The sequence below is a fragment of the Agrobacterium sp. 20P9.1.2 genome (assembly GCF_057799395.1).
Genome location: NZ_JBYOKI010000003.1, coordinates 108,944 through 131,143, shown reverse-complemented (window position 1 = coordinate 131,143; position 22,200 = coordinate 108,944). Strand labels below are relative to the sequence as shown.

General features: G+C 57.3%; 20 protein-coding genes. 11 read left to right on the top strand and 9 right to left on the bottom strand.

Annotated features, from left to right (window positions below; translation table 11 throughout):
* Nucleotides 1-68 precede the first annotated feature (68 nt).
* Together AC27VJ_RS10045 and AC27VJ_RS10040 are read left to right on the top strand one after the other, a co-directional pair.
* Nucleotides 69-437, top strand: a complete 369-nt coding sequence (locus AC27VJ_RS10045; protein WP_353575696.1) for an Hpt domain-containing protein — start codon at nucleotides 69-71, stop codon at nucleotides 435-437.
* Between the two features lie 123 nt (nucleotides 438-560).
* Complete coding sequence (locus tag AC27VJ_RS10040; protein ID WP_113088092.1) at nucleotides 561-881, top strand: 2Fe-2S iron-sulfur cluster-binding protein; 321 nt, start codon at nucleotides 561-563, stop codon at nucleotides 879-881.
* A 347-nt stretch (nucleotides 882-1,228) separates the two neighbouring features.
* On the opposite strand, the gene AC27VJ_RS10035 is transcribed toward AC27VJ_RS10040, so the two are convergent.
* Nucleotides 1,229-1,855: a DUF922 domain-containing Zn-dependent protease gene (locus AC27VJ_RS10035; protein ID WP_488683906.1), complete on the bottom strand. Its 627-nt coding sequence runs from the start codon at nucleotides 1,853-1,855 to the stop codon at nucleotides 1,229-1,231.
* Nucleotides 1,856-2,033: 178 nt separating this feature from the next.
* Between AC27VJ_RS10035 and folP the strand changes: the two genes are divergently transcribed.
* The 3 genes from folP to folK are packed head-to-tail and all read left to right on the top strand — an operon-like array spanning nucleotide 2,034 to nucleotide 3,710.
* Complete coding sequence (gene folP / locus AC27VJ_RS10030) at nucleotides 2,034-2,828, top strand: dihydropteroate synthase (protein ID WP_488683905.1); 795 nt, start codon at nucleotides 2,034-2,036, stop codon at nucleotides 2,826-2,828.
* Nucleotides 2,825-3,190, top strand: coding sequence for a dihydroneopterin aldolase (gene folB, locus AC27VJ_RS10025; RefSeq protein WP_113088095.1), 366 nt, complete (start codon nucleotides 2,825-2,827; stop codon nucleotides 3,188-3,190). Before folP ends, folB begins: the two co-directional genes overlap by 4 nt.
* A gap of 4 nt (nucleotides 3,191-3,194) precedes the next feature.
* Nucleotides 3,195-3,710, top strand: a complete 516-nt coding sequence (gene folK / locus AC27VJ_RS10020) for a 2-amino-4-hydroxy-6-hydroxymethyldihydropteridine diphosphokinase (RefSeq protein ID WP_488684333.1) — start codon at nucleotides 3,195-3,197, stop codon at nucleotides 3,708-3,710.
* A 15-nt stretch (nucleotides 3,711-3,725) separates the two neighbouring features.
* Here the strand turns inward: folK and AC27VJ_RS10015 are convergent, their stop codons facing one another.
* The 4 genes from AC27VJ_RS10015 to AC27VJ_RS10000 all read right to left on the bottom strand — a co-directional run bounded on the left by AC27VJ_RS10015 (nucleotide 3,726) and on the right by AC27VJ_RS10000 (nucleotide 7,568).
* The gene (locus AC27VJ_RS10015; RefSeq protein WP_113088096.1) at nucleotides 3,726-4,280 is read right to left on the bottom strand and encodes a hypothetical protein; all 555 of its coding nucleotides are present in this window, start codon (nucleotides 4,278-4,280) and stop codon (nucleotides 3,726-3,728) included.
* A gap of 129 nt (nucleotides 4,281-4,409) precedes the next feature.
* The gene (locus AC27VJ_RS10010) at nucleotides 4,410-5,483 is read right to left on the bottom strand and encodes a TIGR01620 family protein (RefSeq protein WP_488683904.1); all 1,074 of its coding nucleotides are present in this window, start codon (nucleotides 5,481-5,483) and stop codon (nucleotides 4,410-4,412) included.
* Nucleotides 5,480-6,955: a YcjX family GTP-binding protein gene (locus AC27VJ_RS10005; protein ID WP_488683903.1), complete on the bottom strand. Its 1,476-nt coding sequence runs from the start codon at nucleotides 6,953-6,955 to the stop codon at nucleotides 5,480-5,482. The genes AC27VJ_RS10010 and AC27VJ_RS10005 overlap by 4 nt, the downstream gene beginning before the upstream one ends.
* Before the next feature lie 103 nt (nucleotides 6,956-7,058).
* Nucleotides 7,059-7,568: a SixA phosphatase family protein gene (locus AC27VJ_RS10000; protein ID WP_488683902.1), complete on the bottom strand. Its 510-nt coding sequence runs from the start codon at nucleotides 7,566-7,568 to the stop codon at nucleotides 7,059-7,061.
* A 268-nt stretch (nucleotides 7,569-7,836) separates the two neighbouring features.
* Here AC27VJ_RS10000 and dksA point away from each other — a divergent pair, with 268 nt between their 5' ends.
* The gene (gene dksA, locus AC27VJ_RS09995; protein WP_113088347.1) at nucleotides 7,837-8,256 is read left to right on the top strand and encodes an RNA polymerase-binding protein DksA; all 420 of its coding nucleotides are present in this window, start codon (nucleotides 7,837-7,839) and stop codon (nucleotides 8,254-8,256) included.
* A gap of 153 nt (nucleotides 8,257-8,409) precedes the next feature.
* On the opposite strand, the gene AC27VJ_RS09990 is transcribed toward dksA, so the two are convergent.
* The 3 genes from AC27VJ_RS09990 to AC27VJ_RS09980 all read right to left on the bottom strand — a co-directional run bounded on the left by AC27VJ_RS09990 (nucleotide 8,410) and on the right by AC27VJ_RS09980 (nucleotide 12,428).
* Entirely contained in the window at nucleotides 8,410-8,838 is a 429-nt protein-coding gene (locus AC27VJ_RS09990) for a DUF4279 domain-containing protein (RefSeq protein ID WP_488683901.1), read from the bottom strand.
* 49 nt (nucleotides 8,839-8,887) lie between these two features.
* Nucleotides 8,888-9,307, bottom strand: coding sequence for a hypothetical protein (locus AC27VJ_RS09985; RefSeq protein WP_488683900.1), 420 nt, complete (start codon nucleotides 9,305-9,307; stop codon nucleotides 8,888-8,890).
* Nucleotides 9,308-9,434: 127 nt separating this feature from the next.
* Nucleotides 9,435-12,428 (bottom strand): Rne/Rng family ribonuclease, encoded by a 2,994-nt coding sequence (locus AC27VJ_RS09980; protein ID WP_488683899.1) that lies wholly within the window; start codon nucleotides 12,426-12,428, stop codon nucleotides 9,435-9,437.
* A gap of 652 nt (nucleotides 12,429-13,080) precedes the next feature.
* Here AC27VJ_RS09980 and AC27VJ_RS09975 point away from each other — a divergent pair.
* The 4 genes from AC27VJ_RS09975 (at nucleotide 13,081) to AC27VJ_RS09960 (ending at nucleotide 18,941) form a co-directional block, all read left to right on the top strand.
* Entirely contained in the window at nucleotides 13,081-14,346 is a 1,266-nt protein-coding gene (locus AC27VJ_RS09975; protein WP_488684332.1) for an N-acetylmuramoyl-L-alanine amidase, read from the top strand.
* A 358-nt stretch (nucleotides 14,347-14,704) separates the two neighbouring features.
* Nucleotides 14,705-17,140, top strand: coding sequence for a penicillin-binding protein 1A (locus AC27VJ_RS09970; protein WP_353575704.1), 2,436 nt, complete (start codon nucleotides 14,705-14,707; stop codon nucleotides 17,138-17,140).
* A 98-nt stretch (nucleotides 17,141-17,238) separates the two neighbouring features.
* Nucleotides 17,239-18,370 (top strand): peptide chain release factor 2 gene (gene prfB / locus AC27VJ_RS09965; protein ID WP_488683898.1). Its coding sequence is split into 2 segments (ribosomal slippage): nucleotides 17,239-17,307 and nucleotides 17,309-18,370, totalling 1,131 coding nucleotides; the frame shifts between segments, so codons are not numbered across the junction.
* A gap of 100 nt (nucleotides 18,371-18,470) precedes the next feature.
* On the top strand, nucleotides 18,471-18,941 hold the full coding sequence (locus AC27VJ_RS09960) for an isochorismatase family protein (protein WP_488683897.1): 471 nt from the start codon (nucleotides 18,471-18,473) through the stop codon (nucleotides 18,939-18,941).
* An 80-nt stretch (nucleotides 18,942-19,021) separates the two neighbouring features.
* Here AC27VJ_RS09960 and parE read toward each other — a convergent pair whose 3' ends face one another.
* Nucleotides 19,022-21,088 (bottom strand): DNA topoisomerase IV subunit B, encoded by a 2,067-nt coding sequence (parE, locus tag AC27VJ_RS09955; RefSeq protein ID WP_488683896.1) that lies wholly within the window; start codon nucleotides 21,086-21,088, stop codon nucleotides 19,022-19,024.
* A gap of 173 nt (nucleotides 21,089-21,261) precedes the next feature.
* Between parE and AC27VJ_RS09950 the strand changes: the two genes are divergently transcribed.
* A complete protein-coding gene (locus AC27VJ_RS09950; RefSeq protein ID WP_488683895.1) occupies nucleotides 21,262-22,143 on the top strand; it encodes an alpha/beta hydrolase in 882 nt (293 codons plus the stop codon).
* The last annotated feature ends 57 nt before the right edge of the window (nucleotides 22,144-22,200 follow it).

Below are 22,200 nucleotides of genomic sequence, written 5' to 3'. Positions count from 1 at the left end.
AACCTGCTTAAAAGCAGGACATATGTGCCTCAAAACAAGAAACTGGCCCAAACGAGGAATCTAACAAAATGGCAGCGTTGAGTATCGCATTCGAAGCTCCGGACAATTATGGTGGTGCAGCGCCGGTCAGCCGGAAGCCCATCGACTTCATGCATCTGGCCCGCCAGACCATGGGCGACAAGGAGCTCGAGATCGAAATCCTCCAGCTTTTCACCCGCAATGCACGCACTTTGCTGCACGAACTCGCTGCTGGCAATGACATTGAGATGAAAGCGATTGCGCATCGTCTGAAGGGTTCGGCAGATGCCGTAGGCGCCTTCAACGTTTCTGCTGCGGCTGAAGCCGTGGAAAATGGCAGCCGTGACAGCGCCGCGCTTGCGAAGGTCGCAGCATCGGTCATCGAAGCCGAAAACTTCATTCTCAAGCTCTGCCGCTAACGCTGATTTTTCGACGTATTTTGAGGCCGGTTCTGCTTCGTGCCCGCATTGACGGGTTGCCAAGCGGACCCGGCCTTTCTATTTGTTTGGAAACATTCTCAAACATCGCTCTGGAATTCCGACATGACCAAACTGACCATCGTTGCTTTCGACGGCACGCCGCATGAACTCGAGGTGAGCAATGGCTCCACCGTTATGGAAAACGCCATGCGCAACTCCGTTCCGGGTATCGACGCCGAATGTGGCGGTGCCTGTGCCTGTGCCACCTGTCATGTCTATGTGGATGATGAATGGGCTGAACGCGTTGGCCCGCCTGAGCCGATGGAAGAGGACATGCTGGATTTCGCCTTTGACGTTCGCCCAACGTCACGTCTCTCCTGTCAGATCAAGATCACTGACGCCCTTGATGGGCTGGTCGTGCATGTGCCCGAGCGGCAGGGCTGATCCAGGCAAAGCCTGAACCGCTGATCGTCTGTTTTCCGAGAAAAAGCCTCGCTCTCCGTTTCGCGGGATAGCGAGGCGAGGTGGGCACGTCACCATCAGGCGAAGGAGGAGACACCTGCGGTTTAGGACGCGCCGGGGGAACCGGCAACACACACAAGCAAACGCAACGGCTGAACGGGTGGAAACTTCTGATCTCACAGATACGTGAGTCGTGCATTCCGAGCCACGCCAAGAATTCAACGATCATTATCCGGCAAAGCGCGGAGGTTGTCCGCAATTTTTGGTTGATAAAATACTTGAAGAAATCCGCATAGATATTTGCACGGATTAGCATTGTTTGTCGCGCTCTATTGAACGGACCTGTTCTGCATAATGCGGTGTTTCAGCAGCCGGGTCATGCGGGCGTCGAAGTTTTTCGATTCCACGACATCGAAACGCAGCTGGTCCTTGTCATGGGCATCCATGACCTCTTGCGTCGTCTTGCCAACGAGTGCCTGCATTTCCTCGCAATTCTTCTGCGGACGAAGGGATTGAAGCCGCTTTTCCAGCGTGCGGGCATAGTTGCGGGCAATCTCCGCATGGCGCTCTTCGTGCCGCTTGATATCGGCTGCGAGCGTATCCCAGATCAGCGCCAGCTCTGCCGTCGTGCGCTTGCGGTTCGTCCAGCGCGGCAGCAGGATTTTCGTGTGGAGCTTCACCTTCACGGTGCCCACGCCGCAGCGTCCATTCTGCTCGACATAGGTCAGTTCGCCACCGAATTTGATTTCCGTCGCACCCGGATGACGTGCACCGGTGGCCTTTGTCATGGGGCCGCGATGGGAGAGTTCGTGGTCCAGATCTTCCGCTGTCTTTCCACCAATGGAGAAATAGGAAAAAGATTTGCTCATGATCGCTTCAGAATGGGCGATCTGTGGGGCCGACATCAAAATCGCGCCCGAAAGGAACGCGCAAAGCATGCGGGATTGGCGCTTCATTTATCAGCCTTCCGGTTGAACTTGGCAGATGATTGCTGCATAGGCGGAGTCGTGACGATATGAATGGCGGACACTCCGTTATTCCGGAAAGGCGTGATGTTACGTGATAACAGCCAGTGACAATGTGTGGCAAGTCGCGCATGGGCGCTCCCTGAAACTTGATGGGGATGGCCTTATTATGGCTATCGTCAATGCGACGCCGGATTCCTTTTCCGATGGCGGGCGATATCTGGCGGCAGAGCAGGCGGTATCGCACGCGCTCTCCTGCGTGAAAGACGGTGCGCACGTCATCGATATCGGCGGCGAATCCACCCGTCCGGGCGCGGAAAGCATCAGCGATGGACAGGAACAGGACCGCGTTCTGCCGGTCATCGAAAAACTGAGCAAAGAAACCGATGCCTTGATCTCCATCGATACCTACCGCGCCTCAACTGCGAGGCTGGCGCTGGAAGCCGGGGCGCATATCGTCAACGACGTCTTCGGCCTGCAGAAAGATGCAGATATGGCTGGCGTCGTTTCAGCTGCAAAGGCTGGCGTCTGCATCATGCATACCGGCCGCGAGCGCCAGAAACTGGCCGATGTCATCGATGACCAATACGCCTTTCTCAATCAGTCACTGGAGATCGCTGATAGAGCGGGCATTTCGCGAGACGCGATCGTTCTCGACCCCGGCTTCGGCTTTGCCAAGGATACGGATGAAAATATCGCGCTCATGTCGCGTTTCGATGCGCTTTCCGGTTTTGGTTTGCCTATTCTCGCCGGAACGTCTCGCAAACGCTTCATCGGCGCTTTGACCGGAAGAGATGTGGCGGAAGATCGCGATGTCGGCACGGCCGCCACAACCGCCATTCTAAGGCTGGCGGGAGCGGTTGTTTTTCGCGTACACAATGTATCGATGACGCGTGATGCTCTGGCGATTGCCGATGCTGTTCTGAGGCAGAGAAAAACCAATAAAGGGGAGGGCCGATTATGAGCCTTTACACGATACTGCTGAAGAACTGTTCCTTCTTCGCCCGCCACGGCTTGCTGGCGCAGGAAGAAACGCTGGGCCAGCGCTTCTTTGTTGATGCGGAAATGGAAGTCGAGGCCGGAAACGCGCTCGAGACAGACGACATATCCAACACCGTCGATTACGGCGTGGCCTTCGATGTGATCGAAAAAATCGTGGCTGGTCAACGGCGTTATCTCATCGAGGCTCTGGCCAACGACATAGCAACCGCGCTGCGCAAGCGGTATCCGCAAATCGTGCGGGTCAGGATCACGGTGCGCAAGCCTTCCGCGCCCGTGCCCGGTATTTTGGACTATGCGCAGGTGAGTGTCGAACAGCATGGCTGATGGCATGACCTTGGCGGCGTTGGGTCTCGGCGGCAATATTGGTGATCCGCCCGCCGCCATGGCGCAGGCACTCGATAGCTGTGCCCGGCACGAAAACTGCCGATTGCTCGCCGTCTCGCAGCTTTACAGCACGCCGCCCTGGGGAAAGACCGATCAGGCCGATTTTTTCAATTGCTGCGCCCTGATCGAGACATCGCTTACGGCGGAGGCGCTGCTCGACCTTTGCCTTGAGATCGAACGCGGAATGAAGCGTGTTCGCACAGAGCGCTGGGGTCCGCGCACCATCGATATCGATGTGCTGACCTTTGGCGATGAGATTATCACCACCGAGCGCGTCGAAATTCCACATCCCCGTATGACGGAGCGTGCCTTCGTGCTGATGCCGCTCTGCGACATCGCGCCGGAGTTGGTGGTGAATGGCAGGCCGGTGTCTCAATGGCTGGAAACGGCGGATAAGACCGGCATCAAGGCCGCAAACGAAAAACGGGAGTGGTGGACACTCCCGTTCTCGAAATTTTGAATCTGCCGAAAGGCCTTATTCCTTGATCGAACCAACTGCCATCTGATCGACATTGCGCGCCAGCGTCAGGCCGATGACCGGAACCATCTGGTCTGCGACCTTGACGGAAATGGTGATGTTCATCGAGGTGTTGTTGGTTACGCGGGCAACCATGGCGCCATTCAGTTTGGCGCGGTTGATACCGACCACGACCTTGTCGCCGCTGACCTGACCGGAAACGATATCGAGACCCTTGCCCTCGGCGCCATCGAGGAACTTGCCCTCATAGCTGTTGCCCTTCTTGGCAATGACGGCGGACATTGGCTGCTTGAAGACGCCGACGCGGCAGGTGCCGCCTAGCTTGATGCCCGTATCCTTGTCGCCCAGCGGCTCGCCAGTCAGATCGCAGGTGAATTTTGTGCCCTTGTATTTTCCGGCAACGATCTCGCCGGGACCGGACCAGACACCGGCAACGGAGCCGAAAAACTGGTCATCGCGCGAGGCGGCCTGAACGTCGGAAACTGCAAGCCCGCCACTGACGGACATAACGGCGGCAAGTCCGCCCAGTAGCGAAAAGAAGCGCGAATACATGATACTTTCCCTGGCGAATTGGCCGCTTTGTGTTGGGTCAATCTATGTCGGGAATGGTTAATGCTTGGTTTATTCGGCCAGGATTAGCGACGCGGATCGTAACCTTTAGGCGCACACAAGCCCTGCGGATCAGGGCTTTTCGCTGTTTTTACCACCCGTCAAATCCGGTGTCAGATCGGAAACGAAATCGCCTATTCCGGGGCGGCGCAGCGCGCGGAACGGCAAGGGACGGCACAAATCCATGGCCGCGATGCCGATTCGTGCGGTCATCAAACCATTGATCACGCCTTCACCCAGACGTGCGGAAAGGCGCGATGCGAGCCCGTGGCCAAGAACCTGCTGTGCCAAGCCATCGCCAACCGCAATCGACCCCGTTACCGCCAGATGAGCGATGACATCGCGCAACAGCCGCAGCATGCCGAGCGTGCCGGGACGCCCGCCGTAAAGCTCCGCCATGGTCCGAACCAGCCGCGTAACCTCGAACAGCACATAAGCGAGATCGACCACCGCACGCGGGCTGACGGCGGTGACGACCGAGACGCGCTTGGAGGAGTTCAGGATCAAGGCGCGCGCCTGCCGGTCGAGCGGGCTCAAAAGCTCGCGTTCGGCTAGTTCGATCAGGTGCGGTCCGTCGATCACATCGTTCTCGGTCTCCTTCAGCGCGGCACGACCCTTGGCCGTTTCTGCCCGGTGAGAGAGAACAGCATTGAGGCGGGTGATGACCGCGCGGGCGGCAGGGGGTTTCTTCTCCAGCGCCGCCGCTTCCGCATCTGCTTTGAGAGACTGAACGGCGTTCAGCCGCATGATGCCGAGTGCCTCACGCGCCACCAGCGCCAGCACCGCGAAGACGGCGATGATAAGCGCCACACTTGCCATGTAGCCCAGCCAATCGGAGCGCGAAAACAGATCGCGGATGAGCTGATCCGCCCACAGGCCAAACGCCAGCGAGAAAAGCACGCCGAGCGCACCCATTGCCAGCTTGGCGAAGGAGAAGCGGCGCTTGCGCGGTGCGGCGACGGGCAGGGCGGCGGCATCAACTTGCTCCGGCGCCAGAAACGGGTCTTCCTCATCCGGCGTCAGGGAAAAATCCGCATCGAAACTACGCGGCGCGCGTCTTGCTTCGATGGTGCGAGGCTCTGAAGTTTCGCTTTCCAGCGTGAATGCAGCCGGGCGACGGCCGGGTGTGTTGTTCTCGTCTTTCATGCGAGCCGGTCTCCAAACAAAAACTGCATGGCGCGGTCGAGCCTGATATGCGGAACGGACAATTTTATGCCGCCGCTGGTTTCTTCCAGCTTGGGCGGACGGAAGCGCACGACATTCACATCCGGCAGATCGGCGGCACTGCCTTCCGCATCCAGCGCGCGAAATAGCGGTTCCGGGTCTTCCGGCAGGTCACCGGGGAAGATGGCCGTGGTGCGGTTGCCGTCGAACATCTCGCCATTGATCTTTTCGCCCGCAATCGGTGTGCCGACGATGACGGGCAGCGCATGGCCATCCTGCCGCACGCTGGCTTCCTTGGTGGCGCGCACCGAGGCCAGCGCCATGACATCGATGCCAGCGCCGCTCATGCCAATAGTGGTGATGGCGCGGTCCACCAGTCGCCGTGTCAGATTTTCCAGCCGGTCGTGGCTTTCGTGGTGCAGATGGTCGGCCTTCGTCGCCGCCACCAGAACCTTGTCGATGCGGCGACCCACTAGCGAAGACATCAGGCTGTTCTTGCCTGGACGGAAACAGGCCAGTACGTCGCCCAGCGCCCGCTCCAGATCCTGCACCGCTTCCGGTCCACGATTGACGGCCTGTAGCGCGTCTATCAGCACGATCTGGCGGTCAAGCCGGGCGAAGTGTTCGCGGAAGAACGGTTTCACCACGATGGATTTGTAAGCCTCATAACGCCGTTCCATCATGGCGCGCAGCGAACCCTTGGGTGCCCTGCCTTCGGTCAGGCCCGGAAGCGGGGAGAAGGTGAGGGCAGGCGAGCCTTCCAGATCACCCGGCATCAAAAACCGGCCTGGCGGCAGCGTGGAAAGCGAACGCTCATCCGATTTGCAGGCGCGCAGATAGGTCGCAAAGCTCTCTGCCAGACGTCGCGCCGTCATTTCATCGGCAGGGGCGTCTATGTCGAGGGAATTGGCAATCTCTAGCCAATCCCTTGCTAGTTCGGCCCGCACACCACCAGATGCCAAAGCTAGCGTGTTATCGCTGAAGGTCTTGTAGTCCTGCGAAAGCAAGGGAAGGTCGAGCAGCCATTCGCCGGGGTAATCGACGATATCGATGGCAAGATGTCCGCGCGAGAACCAGCGGCCCCAGCCGCTTGCGCTTTCGTAATCCAGCGTGATGCGCAGCTCGGAAATCGCACGCGTCGAATCCGGCCAGATGCGGTCTCGCACCAGCGCCTGAATATGATCCTCATACTGAAAGCGCGGAATGGCATCATCCGGCTGCGGTTCCAGCCGCACATTCGATACGCGACCGGAACGGATGGCCTCAAACAGTGGCAGGCGACCGCCATTCAGCAGATTATGTACCAGCGAAGAGATGAAAACCGTCTTGCCCGCGCGGGATAAGCCGGTCACGCCCAGCCGCAATGTCGGGTTGGTCAGCGCGCTTGCGCGGTCTGCAATGTTGTCTATGGCAATCAGTGCGCTATCGGTGACTGACGTGAAGGATGGCGGCAATGAAGTTTCCCACAAATATTTTACTGTCCAAAAATATATAGGGTGGCCGCCTGCTCAAAAAAGAAGCGGCCTGTGGAAAGTTTTTCGCGGCGGGGACGCGACCTTAGGGATGCAGGAATTCGCTCAGCTGCCAGCCAGCGCCATTGTTGTTCGGTGTGGCCTGCGCGTCGAGCACGGCAAGGCCAGCAGTCGGAAAACCGGAGGGCAGAAGTGAGGCCATGGCCTGCTGGCCGATAAAGGCATCGGCAACCGCATCCATCGTCGGGTTATGACCGACCAGCATCACCGAGCGGCAAGCCGTCTGGGCGGCAATCAGCGCGAGATAGACCGAGGCCTCGGCATTATACATCTCATCGACATAGGTGATCTCGAATCTGTCGTTGAAAGCCCGCCGCACGGCTTCTGCGGTTTCGCGGCAGCGTAGGGCGGTGGAGCTGAGAATGACATCTGGCGTATAGCCCTTGTCGGCTGCGCGGTCCGCGATGATTTCGGCCTCCGCGTAACCGGTGTCATCCAGCCGTCTGTCGAAGTCTCTTTCACCGGGAGCAGCCAATGCGGCACGGGCGTGGCGCAGCAGATAGACCCGGAACGGGGGCGGTTGAAGCACTGGCATTTCCGGGCTGTCCTATGCGGCTGTAAACATCGTGCAAAAGCTTTACAGGAATAGACTGCCGCCCCGCAAGTGGCAGCCGGTATAGGCAAGTCCTGATAACGTGATCGAAGAAATAATCCGTGTTCTGCCAATAAAGCATAAAAAATAACCATTTAGCTGAATTTTGTGACAGATTTAAAAATGCCTGAAAACTGTTCTGCGCACTTGAACGGCCATATGTCATTGGAGTATACCCGCGCAATATGAGATGTTCTTCGAGGAGAATCGCGTGAGTGAGAAGATCGATCTTAGCAACTATGTGCTCTCGGAAAGCGATGAGTTCATGAATGCCAACCAGCGGGCCTATTTCAGGTCGAAGCTCATCGGTTGGAAGAATGACATTTTAAGAGAAGCCAGAGAGACCCTCGGCCATCTCGCGGAAGAAAGTGCCAACCATCCGGATCTGGCCGACCGTGCCTCATCCGAAACAGACCGGGCCATCGAACTTCGCGCCCGCGACCGCCAGAGAAAGCTCATCTCCAAGATAGATGCAGCCCTTCAGCGGATTGAGGACGGCACCTACGGTTACTGCGAAGAAACAGGCGAACCCATCGGCATCAAACGACTGGACGCCCGCCCCATCGCCACCCTGTCTATCGAAGCCCAGGAACGTCACGAACGCCGCGAAAAAGTCTATCGCGACGAGTGAGCGACCGGTCCATCGCGGACGTGATTATGTGTCTCTAGGGGCATGGTGATTGACGACGTTTAGAAGCCGTATCGGAGACGATGCGGCTTTTTGTATGAATGTTGTTCAGAGACAGCTTAAGGATTGGCTCTGCCGCAAGCTCTAAAAGGTAATTTAAGCAATCTGTTGGTCCAAGTCGCCACCACTGTAGACATCGATATCTAGCGTCAATCCGCGCAGTCCAATCGCGGTGATTGTCGTCGGAGACAGGCTAAGACCTTCATTGAAGCCTGATAGGAACAGGCCAACAAATATGTTTCCCCTAAAGCTTGCCGCCAGTGACCGGCAAGCCTCTAGGTCTTCGCTCAAGAGGGAGAGCATTTCCGTCAATTGTGTTTCGAGGTTGCCTGCATTTTGGTTAGGAGCGGATAGGCTCCAATAGCCCGTTCGTGCTGTTATCTTTGCTCCTCTGGGCGTCTCCCACAGGTCACCTTTTTTTACACATGTCGTCGGCTTCACCCCGAGTATGCGTGAAATCTCTTCTGGATCAAGGACATCCCCGTGAAAGCGGAGAGATGCGGTGGTTCGATGCATTTCTGCCATATCACCAGGTCCGCGCTTGTTTCTTCATGGATCTACTCGATGCTCCGGTTTAGTTACCCACATCCATGGTACGGACATCTTTAAAGCTCGATTTGATTTTTTGTAGTGCCGCACCATCATCGGTCTTAATCTCATAATAGGTGCTGTCTACAGCGCAAATCGTAATCCAAGCCTCTTCGGGTTCTGATGGAAAAGAGCCATAAAATTTGCCCCAGATAACTTGGCGCGTCTTTTTTGCCAGTGCCACTAATTGATAGCCTGGAAGTTTGGCATTTTCCTGCGCCAGTTTTTCGAGCTGTTCGCCTCCTTCTCCTGTGGCGTCAAACCATTCATACTCAACGCCATCAGACTGTATTGCGGAAATCGTCCAGACTGCCTGTAGTGATCGAGGTGCAAGAAGTTGGAGCAAATCGCTTAAATCCAGCGCGAGAGTGTGGTTTTTAAGATCGTAAATTCTGAGTGTTGGCATACGCTTTCTCCAGTCTCCAGATCATTTCCGTTCACACTCTTTGTCAAGACTCCACAACCTCACACCCCAAAACAAAAGAGGCCCCGCAATGCGGAGCCTCAATCTCTTCTCTATCTAAACCCGCGGCTTAGAAAAAGCCGCGTCTTTGCCACCAGCCGCCCTTGCGGGGCTTGGCGGGGTCGGCTTCGCCGCCTTCGTTGGTGGCGGAGGTTACGACAGGCTCGGAGGACGAGACGTTGTCGCCGCGGTTGGCGCGGACCGGTTTGTTGGCTTCAGCTGGCGCTTCATTGCCGAGATCGGCAGAGGCTTCGCCTGCTTCCTCGATGGCAGCTTCAGCGACCGTGGTGTTGACGACAACCGGTTCTACCGTTTCGACAGGAGCGGCAGCAGCTGGCGCTTCCGTAGCGACGGCAGGAGCAGCGTCGGTGGCAGGAGCAGGAGCAGCTTCCGCTTCTACGACATCGCCAACCTTCTCCTTCGCCTTGCGGGTCCGGCGTGGCTTCTTCGGCTTTTCGGTTTCTTCAACGGTTGGCGTTGCCGCGTCGGCTTCGACGGCCGCTGCAATAGCTGGTTCGTCTACGCCTTCAATGGCAGCAGCAGCAGCGCCGTCTTCGACACCCTCGGAGGATTCAGCTTCTGCTTCTGCGCCGTTTTCTTCGATGATATCGCCATTCTCATCGCGATTGCGGCGTCCGCCACGCTTGCCGCGACGGCGGCGCTTGCGCTTGTTCTCTTCAGAACCAGCAGCGTCGCTACCGTTTTCTGCGGAGACAGTTGCGTCGTCATCCTGATCGGCGTCGCCATCCTCGTCCTGGTCGTCGGACGATGTGTCGTCACCAGCTTCAGACTGCGATTCCTGACCGTTCTGGCCTGCACCCTTGCCGCGACGGCGACGACGACGCTTGCGCTTGCGCTTGCCGTCTTCACCATTGTCAGCCTGTGGCTGGCGTGGCTCGGTCTTTTCGGCCTTTACGATTTCTTCCTCGTCTTCATCCTCATCGGCTTCGATGATGATGTCGTCTTCCTCTTCCTCGATTTCAGGAAGCATCTGGATGAGGCTTTCGATCTTGACCGGGTTTTCGACGGCTTCGCCGCGATCGATCGCGAAGTGCTGTGCACCGACGCTGGCATCCGCCGCGATGATGATGGCAACGCCAAAGCGGCCTTCATAATCGACAATGGTCGCGCGCTTGTGGTTGAGCAGGTAGAGCGCCGTATCCGGTGTGCAACGAACCGTGATGTTGTGCGTCGTGTTGCGCAGCAGATATTCTTCCACGCCGCGCAGAACATGCAGCGCGATGGAGGATTCGGAGCGAACATGGCCGGTTCCGCCGCAATGCGAGCAGACCTGCGTGGTCGATTCCAGAACCGATGCGCGAATGCGCTGGCGCGACATTTCCAGAAGGCCGAAATGCGAGATGCGGCCAACCTGAATGCGGGCGCGGTCGTTCTTCAGGCAATCCTTCAGCTTCTTTTCGACGGAGCGGTTGTTGCGCTTCTCTTCCATGTCGATGAAGTCGATGACGACGAGACCGGCAAGGTCGCGAAGGCGCAGCTGGCGAGCCACTTCTTCTGCTGCTTCCAGGTTGGTCTGAACCGCAGTCTCTTCAATCGAATGTTCGCGGGTCGAACGACCGGAGTTCACGTCGATGGAAACCAGCGCTTCCGTCTGGTTGATGATGAGGTAGCCACCGGACTTCAAGGTCACCTGCGGCTGCAACATGCGGTCAAGCTGCGCTTCGATGCCGGAGCGCGAGAAGATCGGGTGAATATCACGGTAAGGCTGAACCACCTTGGCATGGCTCGGCATCAGCATCTTCATGAAGTCTTTCGCTTCACGATAGCCTTCTTCGCCGGACACGATGATCTCGCTGATATCCTTGTTGTAGAGATCGCGGATCGAACGCTTGATCAGCGAACCTTCCTCGTAAACGAGGCAAGGGGCAGTGGAATTCAGTGTCAGCGTGCGAACGTTTTCCCACAGGCGCATCAGATATTCGAAGTCGCGCTTGATTTCGACGCGGGTGCGGTTGGCACCGGCGGTACGAAGGATCACGCCCATGCCCTGCGGCACTTCCAGATCGCGCGCGATTTCCTTGAGACGCTTGCGGTCCGTTGGCTGCGTAATCTTTCGGGAAATACCGCCGCCGCGCGCCGTGTTAGGCATCAGAACCGAATAACGGCCTGCAAGCGACAGATAGGTCGTCAGTGCAGCGCCCTTGTTGCCGCGCTCTTCTTTCGCGACCTGAACCAGAAGAATCTGGCGGCGCTTGATGACTTCCTGAATGCGGTACTGCTTGCGCGGCTTGCGGGAAATGCGGTCTGGAACTTCTTCCATCGCGTCTTCGGCGCCGACCGATTCGATGACTTCCTTTTCGTGATGATCGTCATCATCGTCGTCGTCATCATCGTCATTGCGACGGCCAAGGCCTTCGACTTCTTCGGAAATCGTGTCCGTATCGACCATGGCAGCCATTTCGCCACCCTTGCTGCCATCGTCTTCGGAACCTTCGTCCGAGGAGGCGGCATCGGCGGAAACGTCGTCCGTTTCGGTCTTCTTCTTGGCGCGAGAGCGGCGAACGCGCTTCTTCGGCTTGTCTTCTTCGGCAGGTGCTTCCTCGGCAACAGCCTCGGTAGCCTCGACCTCGGTCGTGGCTTCCACTTCGGTTTCAACTGTCTCGGAAACGGCTTCTGCCGTTACGGTTTCTTCCGCCGCAGGTGCCGCTGCTGGCACGATGCCAATATCCGGCTGGTCGACCTGCGAGAGATCGATAGCGGGGGAGATGGGGTCATGCGGTGCGTCGGCAGGTTCGAAGTCATCGCCACGGCGATGGTCTTCGGCTTCCGCTCTCAACAGAGCCTGACGATCAGCCAGTGGGATCTGGTAATAATCCGGATGAATTTCTGCAAAAGCCAGAAATCCGTGGCGGTTGCCGCCGTAATCGACGAAAGCTGCCTGAAGGGATGGTTCTACGCGCGTCACCTTGGCAAGATAGATATTGCCGCGGATTTGTTTTTTGTGTTCCGACTCGAAATCGAATTCCTCAATCCGATTTCCACGAACAACTACAACGCGTGTCTCCTCTTCATGGGAGGCGTCGATAAGCATTTTGTCTGCCATGTAAGCTCTGCTCCTCGGCGCAGCCCTGTCTTATACGAGAACAGGCCCGCCACGAGGACAGGCCTTTCATCTATTTTCAAGGGTGTGCCGGAAATGAAGTGTCTTGCCCGGCGTCTGTAAACTGGCAGCATCCGGACGACTGGCAAAGCACTGTGCCTGCTCCTGGTATCCGGTTCATGTGAAAGCTGCTGCAACGACATCATTGGCCAAGCGAGAACGACTATAATAAATAGACCCCGAAGGATCCGATGAAAATGCTCTCCTCGAGCGTGCGGTGGCGTGCCACCGGGTATTGTTCTGGCCACGGCCAGAATTGATCCAGTTTCAGGAGAAAAATGCAGCGACGGCAGATGATTGCCCGAAATTACAGCGCCAGCGTCTTTGTCGATTGGCAGCCGGCGGGCATCTATCCCGTCAACACTTTTAACCCTCATTCATGTTGTATGTTTTATCTGTCATAATAGCAATAGGGTGGCTAAATATGCCATATCATTGGTGGAATTTCCCGGTTAAGAAATGCTTCACCAAGGGCTGCGATTGTTGCGCGGCAAAGCAAATCAGGCCATTCTGGCGACGATAAACGCGATGATTGCGCCCAGGCGGCGGCATCTTTTGTCGAAATGACTGAAATACGGAAATGACGTTGGCGACCATCAAAAACCTGATCGACGGGGCAAGGGCATCACGGACGGCTGTCCGGTTGGGGCGAATCGCCTGCACTCTGGCACTGGCGTCTTTCTCCATTCTCGCCGTCTCCCTGAATGGTCACGCCACGGAAAAAGCCCCGTCGCTGGTTGTGAATGCAGCCCGCATCATCGGAGATGAGGCCCGCACGCGAATTGTCATGGATTTCAACGAGGAGCCGGAATTCGAGGTGCATTATCTCGATGCGCCAGCCCGCATCGTGGTCGATTTCCCTGCCGTCGGCTTTTCCTTCCCAACCAAGGACCTCGCACCCACAGGCCTGTTCAGCGATATCCGCTTCGGCAGCATGGGTGAGGGCAGTGCACGTCTGGTGCTGACGGCAAAGAAACCCGTGCAAGTCGCCATTGCCGAAACCAAGGTTGAAGACGAAGGCAAGGTTTTTCGCTTCGTGCTGGATACGGAAATCGCCACCAAGCAGAAATTTGCCGATCTCTTGAAGAATCAGAACTGGCAGGCCCTGGCACCTACGACGACTGCCTCCGTCACGCCGGATATTGTCCAGAAGTCCAGCCGCCAGTCCGATTTCATGATTGCGGTCGATGCTGGGCACGGCGGTATCGATGCCGGTGCCAAGGGCGGCGTGACCGGTACGGATGAAAAGGTCATTACGCTGACCTTCGCCAAGCAGCTAGCCGACCGGCTCAACCAGATTCCAGGCATCAAGGCATTTTTGACGCGAGATGACGACGTGTTTCTGGCGCTTTCGGAACGCGTGACGCTGGCGCGGCAGCAGAATGCCAATCTCTTCATCTCAATCCATGCCGATACGCTCAAGCAAAAGGGTATTCGTGGCGCCACCGTCTATACGATTTCCGACCGCGCGTCCGACCGCATGGCGCAGGATCTGGCCGAGCGTGAAAACCTTTCCGACCAGATTGCTGGCGTGGCCGTGCAGAACGCCCAGCCGGAAGTGGCCGATATTCTGCTTGATCTCACGCGGCGAGAGACACAGGCTTTCTCGGTAACGCTGGCCGAAAACATCGTGAAATCCTTCGAAGGGCAGGTGGGTCTCATCAACAACCCGCACCGTTACGCCGGTTTTCAGGTTCTGCGCGCTCATGACGTGCCGTCCGTTCTTCTGGAACTCGGCTTCCTGTCCAATCCTGACGACGAAAAACTGCTGCTGGACGAGAAGTGGCGGGCCAAAGTGGCCGATACGCTGGCTGTCGCCGTGACCCGCTACCGGGCGCAGGCTCTAGCCAATGGCGGCTGAAAGCCCGGTCTGATTTTTCAGTTGCACTGTGATCGGGATGATGTGTCACAGTTTTCAGGACTGTGACATCTCTGCGACCCCTTGGACCAAAAGAGTTCAACTCTTGTCTATGAGCGCAATTTGTCGACTCCAAGCCCTATTTTACTCACATTCCCCACGTTACTCGAAGGCAGGATTCGATGGTGATGTCCGCTTTTTCCAGTCAATGAAGATGGCGGCTCACGGTAACATATAAGAGAATGCCGCTATTGGCAGCTTGTCATCGATGAAGCGGTGTGCAAAACGGCACGCTATATGCAAGAATGTGCTCATAACGGTGGGCGCAACCAGTTACGATTCGAAGTATCGGTAGCTTAATATGATCAGACTTATTGGATATTTCTTCGGCTTGGCCAGCATGCTGTTCCTTGTGGTGGCTGGTGGTGTTGCCATTTATTTGGTGACGATTACGAAGGATCTCCCGGATTACGCAGTGCTGAACAGTTATGAGCCGCCGGTTACGACGCGCATTCATGCTGGCAACGGCGCGCTGATGGCGGAATATGCCAAGCAGCGCCGTCTGTTCCTGCCCATTCAGGCCATTCCAGACCGTGTCAAGGCGGCCTTCCTTTCGGCGGAAGACAAGAACTTCTACCAGCACCCCGGCATCGACGTCACAGGTTTCGCACGCGCAGCTGTCGCTTACGTCACTGGCGGTCCGACGCAGGGCGGCTCCACCATTACGCAGCAGGTGGCCAAAAACTTCCTGCTGACCAATGAACAGACCATGGAGCGTAAGGCGAAGGAAGCGATCCTGTCCTTCCGCATCGAGCAGGCCTATAGCAAGGACAAGATTCTCGAACTCTATCTCAACGAGATTTTCTTCGGCCTGAACTCTTACGGTATCGCCAGTGCCGCGCTCACATATTTCAACAAGTCGGTCACGGAACTGACGATTGCCGAAACGGCCTATCTCGCAGCGCTGCCCAAGGGCCCGGCAAACTATCATCCCATTCGCCGCGAAAAGGCAGCCATCGAGCGCCGTAACTGGGTGATCGATCGTATGGCCGAAAACGGCTACATCACCCAGGCAGATGCTGCTGATGCCAAGACGCAGCCGCTTGGCATCAATATTCGCCGTGGTGGTGCTCATATCGCTGCGTCCGATTATTTCTCCGAAGAAGCACGCCGCCAGATCGTTGAAAAATACGGCGAGAAGGCCTTGCTGGAAGGCGGTCTTTCCGTTCGCACATCCTTCGATCCCGACATTCAGATGGAGGCCCGCAAGGCGCTTCAGGATGGTCTGCTGGATTACGATGAGCGCCGCGGTTTCCACGGCCCTGTCGATCAGATCGAGACAAGCGGCAACTGGAGCGATGCGCTGACCAAGATGCGCCCGCTGCGTGATGTGCCGGAGTGGAAGATGGCGGTCGTTCTTGCCGTTTCCGCCGATGGTGTCGATATTGGCCTTCGCCCGGATGGCGACAGCGACACGCCCGATCTGCGCAGCCGTGGCCATATCAAGCCCGAAAACATGAAGTGGGCTTACCGCGATGCCAAGGGCCAGCGCGCAACTGCCAAGTCACCCACAGGTGTCCTGAAGACCGGCGACGTCATTTACGCGGAACCTTTGTCCGACAAGGGAGACGAATACCGTCTTCGCCAGCCTCCCAAGGTTCAGGGCGGCATGGTTGTCATGGACCCGCATACGGGTCGCGTTCTGGCCATGGTTGGCGGCTTCTCCTACGGCCAGTCGGAATTTAACCGCGCAACGCAGGCCATGCGTCAGCCGGGCTCGTCGTTCAAGCCGTTCATTTACGCAGCGGCGCTGGATAACGGCTATACGCCTGCTTCCGTTGTCATGGATGCGCCTCTGGAAGTCGTATCCGGCGGTCAGGTCTGGAGTCCGAAAAACTACGGCGGTGAAGTGGCTGGTCCATCGACCCTGCGTCTCGGTATCGAAAAATCCCGTAACCTGATGACCGTGCGTCTTGCGCAGGATATGGGCATGAACCTTGTCGCCGAATATGCGGAACGCTTTGGCATTTACGACAAGATGCCACCGCTGCTCGCCATGTCGCTCGGTTCCGGTGAAACGACTGTCATGCGTATGGTTTCCGCTTATTCCGTCATCGCGAACGGCGGCAAGCAGATCAAGCCGACGGTGATCGACCGTATTCAGGACCGTTACGGCAAAACGATTTTCCGGCACGAAGAGCGCGGCTGTGAAGGCTGTAATGCTGCCAACTGGCAGGGTCAGGATGAACCGACGATCGTCGATAATCGCGAGCAGGTTCTCGATCCGATGACCGCTTACCAGACCACATCGATGCTGGAAGGCGTCGTTCAGCGCGGTACGGCGGCAGGCAAGATCAAGGTTGATCTGCCGGTAGCAGGCAAGACCGGCACGACGAACGACGAAAAAGACGCGTGGTTCGTTGGCTATACGCCTGATCTCGTCGCTGGTCTTTACATCGGTTTCGACAGCCCGGCGCCACTCGGTCGTGGCGGCACCGGTGGCTCTCTGGCTGCACCAATTTTCGGGGAGTTCATTGCGCTGGCGGCCAAGCATCTGGAGCCAAGCAAGTTCATCGTGCCGAACGGCATGCAGTTCATTGCCGTCAACCGCAAGACCGGCATGGCGGCCAATGAGGGCGAGCCGGACACGATCATGGAAGCGTTCAAGCCCGGCACAGGCCCTGCCAGCAGCTTCAACGTGATCGGCATGGACGGCGCAATGTCGCAGGAAGATATCCTGCGCGCTTCGCCACAGGCCCAGCAGGCCATTACCGGCGGCGGCGGCGGCCTCTATTAAACCCAATTGATGGAAAGGCGAGGGGCGCGGGCTTTACATCCGCGCCCCTCGCATTTATTCACACGACCAGTTTTCAAAGAAGGCGAAGAATCTGCGAAATGCGCAATGAAATCGTGAATGTAGTCGACGAAATCAGGCAGGCCATAAGCCTGCTGAGGAGGCATCTTTGACTGGGACCAGGCGATAAGACGACTGGACTGGTTGAACAACAAGGCCGAAGACCCCAATCTCTGGAATGACGCTACCGAAGCGCAGAAGCTAATGCGCGAGCGCCAGCAGCTGGACGAATCGATCAATGGCGTCAAGCTGCTGGAACAGCAGGTCAACGACAATGTCGAGCTGATCGAGATGGGTGAGGCCGAAGGCGATGCCGATATCGTCAAGGAAGCCGAAGATGCGCTGAAGGCGCTGAGAAGCGAAGCCAACCGCCGTCAGGTGGAAGCGATGCTCTCCGGTGAAGCCGACAGCAACGACACCTATGTCGAAGTCCATTCCGGCGCCGGTGGCACCGAAAGTCAGGACTGGGCCAACATTCTGCTGCGCATGTACACCCGCTGGGCGGAACGTCAGGGCTTCAAGGTCGAGGTTCTGGAAGTTCACGAAGGCGAAGAAGCGGGCATCAAATCCGCGACCATTCTGGTCAAGGGCCACAATGCTTTCGGCTGGATGAAGACGGAATCGGGCGTTCACCGCCTCGTTCGTATTTCGCCATATGACAGCAATGCGCGCCGCCACACATCGTTCTCGTCCATCTGGGTTTACCCTGTGGTTGATGACTCGATCCAGATCGACATCAACGAAAGCGACTGCCGTATCGATACCTATCGTTCGTCGGGCGCCGGTGGACAGCACGTCAACACGACCGACTCGGCTGTGCGTATCACGCATATTCCGACCGGCATCGCAGTGGCCTGCCAGCAGGAACGCTCCCAGCACAAGAACCGCGCCAAGGCGTGGGAAATGCTGCGTTCGCGCCTCTATGAAGCCGAATTGATGAAGCGGGAAGCCGCAGCGAGTGCGCAGGCCGCCTCCAAGACCGATATCGGCTGGGGTCATCAGATCCGCTCTTACGTTCTGCAGCCCTATCAGCTGGTCAAGGACTTGCGCACGGGCGTGGAAAGCACCGCTCCGAGCAACGTTCTCGATGGCGACCTGAACGAGTTCATGGAAGCCGCACTCGCCCACCGCATCAGCGGTGGTGCAGACATCGAGGTTGCCGATATCGACTGATCGCTGATATCGCAGCGTTCAAAAGTCATTGGCCTCTCGCAAATCCTTGCGGGAGGCTTTTTGCATTTCAGGATGAGATCGAACGTTCCGGGAGGTCAGCGTGAAGCAGATACTTTATATCGTCGATGTCCAACCAAGCTTCAATCCGCCCGCTCAACTGGTGAGCGACATCACCACTCTCGCCAAGAAAATGCCCAGTGTCGCAAGCGTCGAGCGCCATGACGAAAGCATAACACCCTTCGAGCGACAGCTTGGCTGGAAACCGGGACCATCCGACGATTCGCTTGTGCCCGCAGATCGCATCTTCATCAAACACGGCTACGCACCGACGCGGGAAGCGGTGGAGTATCTAAAGTCTCTGAACCCAGACCGCGTCCTCGTCTGCGGCATCCAAGCCGACACCTGCGTCCTCGCCGCCGGATTCGCCTTCTTCGACGCCGGACTGCACCCGACGCTCATTCCATGGCTAACGGTTGGCTCCAGCCTGGACCGCTCCGGCGCATTGGGCGCGCGCCTGTGGAAACACCATTTCGGCGCGGTGCTGGATCGACCGGAGGAGTTGGGGCTTTAGAGAGACTAACCTGATGATGGATCAGCTCAGTTGCCTGCGTGTAGTATCTGGGCGTTGGTCTCACAGATACCTTTCTATCCTCAAATATCCAGATTTTCCGCAAATGCGGAGCGATCCTGAATGAAGCGGAAGCGTGCATCCGGCTTGGTGCCCATGAGATTGTCCACGGCTTCGCGGGTGCCTTCGAAATCCACGTCATCGATTTCCACGCGCAGCAATGTGCGCTTGGATGGGTCCATGGTGGTTTCTTTCAGCTGCGCTGGCATCATTTCGCCAAGGCCTTTAAAGCGACCGATTTCGACCTTCTTGCCCTTGAAGACTGTTTCCATCAGCTCGGCGCGGTGCGCGTCGTCGCGGGCATAGACCGTTTTTGCACCCTGGCGGATAACGTAAAGCGGCGGCACGGCGAGATAGAGGTGGTTGCCCCGGATGAGTTCCGGCATTTCCTGATAGAAGAAGGTAATCAGTAGCGAGGCGATATGCGCGCCATCCACGTCGGCATCGGTCATGATTACGATGCGTTCGTAACGAAGGTCTTCGTCGCGATACTTGGTGCGTGTGCCGCAACCGAGTGCCTGAATGAGATCTGCGATCTGCTGATTGGCAGACAGCTTTTCGCGGCTGGCGCTTCCCACGTTCAGAATTTTACCACGCAGCGGCAGAATGGCCTGATTGGCGCGGTTGCGCGCCTGCTTGGCCGAACCACCAGCCGAATCACCTTCCACGATAAAAAGTTCGGCACCCTCTGCCGTGTTCTGCGAACAATCCGCCAGCTTACCGGGCAGGCGCAGCTTGCGAACGGCGGTCTTGCGGTTGACTTCCTTTTCCTTGCGGCGGCGAAGGCGTTCTTCGCAACGCTCGATAACCCAGTCCAGCAGCTTGGCCGCTTCATTCGGGTTGCCGGCAAGATAGTGGTCGAACGGATCGCGAAGCGCGTTTTCGACGATGCGCTGCGCCTCGACCGTCGCCAGCTTGTCCTTAGTCTGGCCGACAAATTCAGGCTCACGAATGAAGACGGAAAGCATGCCGACAGCCGAAATCATAACGTCATCGGTAGTGATTTCGCGGGCGCGCTTGTTCTGCGTCAATTCGGCGTAATTCTTCAGGCCCTTGGTCAGCGCAATGCGAAGCCCTGCCTCGTGCGTGCCGCCTTCGGGCGTGGGGATGGTGTTGCAATAGGAATGCAGCTGGGCATCGCCGCCATACCAGGTTATGGCCCATTCCATCGCCCCGTGGCCACCGGTCTTTTCCGTCTTTCCGGCAAAGATTTCGCGGGTGACAGTGAAGTCCTTGCCGAGCGTGGCAGCAAGATAATCCTTCAGGCCGCCGGGGAAGTGGAACACGGCCTTTTCCGGAATGTCACCATCCGGTGGGACCATGCCGGGATCACAGCTCCATCGTATCTCTACGCCGCCAAACAGATAGGCTTTCGAGCGTGCCATGCGGAAAATGCGCGCCGGTTCGAAGCGGGCGTGGTCGCCAAAAATCTGGGGATCGGGATGGAAGCGAACGCGGGTGCCGCGACGATTGTGCACATCACCCAGCTCTTCAAGGCCACCCATGGGAACGCCACGCGAAAAGCGCTGGCGATAGAGCTTGCGATTGCGCGCGACTTCGACTTCGAGAAGATCGGACAGAGCGTTGACGACAGAGACGCCCACGCCATGCAGACCGCCCGAAGTTTCATAGGCCTTGCCATCGAACTTACCGCCCGCATGCAGCTTGGTCATGATGACTTCAAGCGTAGACTTGCCCGGAACCTGTGGGTGGTTTTCCACCGGAATACCGCGACCATTGTCGCTGACGGTCAGAAAACCTTCCGCATCGAGATGCACTTCGATGAAATTGGCGTGGCCGGCGACGGCCTCGTCCATGGAGTTATCGATGACTTCGGCAAACAGATGGTGCAGAGCTTTTTCATCCGTGCCGCCAATATACATGCCGGGGCGCATGCGCACGGGCTCCAGCCCCTCCAGCACACGGATGGAGGATGCACCGTAATCATCGCCCGATGAGGTGGTCACAAGCGTAGGCTTTGGCGTTGCGGCAACAGCTTTGGCCGCAGCAACAGGCGCAGCCTCGCGAGGCTCTGGCTCTCCGCGTTGCGGTGCGGCTTGGCTTGAAAATAGGTCGTTGCTATCGTCCATTGTACCCAGTTCAGTCAGAATTTGGCCATGCGAATCAGCGTTGCTTTGCCTCTGACGGCAAGACATGCTGTTACTCAAGCACGGAATAATCGGGTTTGCGTCATCTCAAAGGATTGCGCTGCCCCCGCCCGGATGACAAGTGTTCTGGCCCAAATGAAACGGTTACTCAAGGCATGTCCACAGCTATCTTCACCTTTTGTACTCTTTTTTGCCTGTCTGTTGCGATAACGCCCGCTCAGGCGCAAAGCACGGGCGGCCCGCTGAAACCCTTCAAGGACGATCTGTTTTCCAATCAGCCCGTGCTTTCCACGGGTGATGGCGGTGCCTCCGTGATCGTCGACTACAATGAAATGCGCGACATCAATGGCCGCGACGAGACGCCGGAACGGCGGGTGAAGCGTCAATATGTCGATCTGGCACCGAAGAAATTTCAGGAACTGGAAACACTCTCGGTAGAGGGTAGGGCGCTGGATGTCGGGCGCGTGGGGGCGGCCTCCGGGCAAGCCTTTACGGTGATCTTCATTCACGGCCGAGGTGGAGACCGAAGGCTGGGCATGAATGATTATACCTTCGGCGGCAATTTCAACCGGCTGAAGAATCTCGCCGTCGCCAATGGCGGCACCTATTACGCGCCGAGCGTGAAAAGCTTCGATGAAAATGGCGTTGCCGATATCGCCGCGTTGATTGCCGATGCGAAAGCAAAATCCGGCGGGCGCCCGGTCATACTCGCCTGCGCATCCATGGGCAGCTTCATCTGCTACGGCATTAGCCGCGATAAGAAAGCTGTTTCCGACCTGAAAGGCATGGCCATTCTTGGCGGCGCGGTCGATCCCGATTTTCCCAAAAGCGCTTTTGTGAAAGCCAAGAAGCCGGTTTGGTTTACTCATGGCAGCGAAGACAGGGTTTATTCCGCAGACCAGCAGGCAGGCATTTTCCGCACATTGCTGAAAGCAGGGCAGCCCGCGCGGTTCACGCTGTATAAAAGCGGAACGCACGGTACGCCGGTACGCATGACGGATTGGCGGGCGGTACTGAACTACCTGATATCAAGTTGAACATAAAAGAAGCGGCCAGCTGATCAAAAAACGACAAAATGCGACGATTTTGACCAA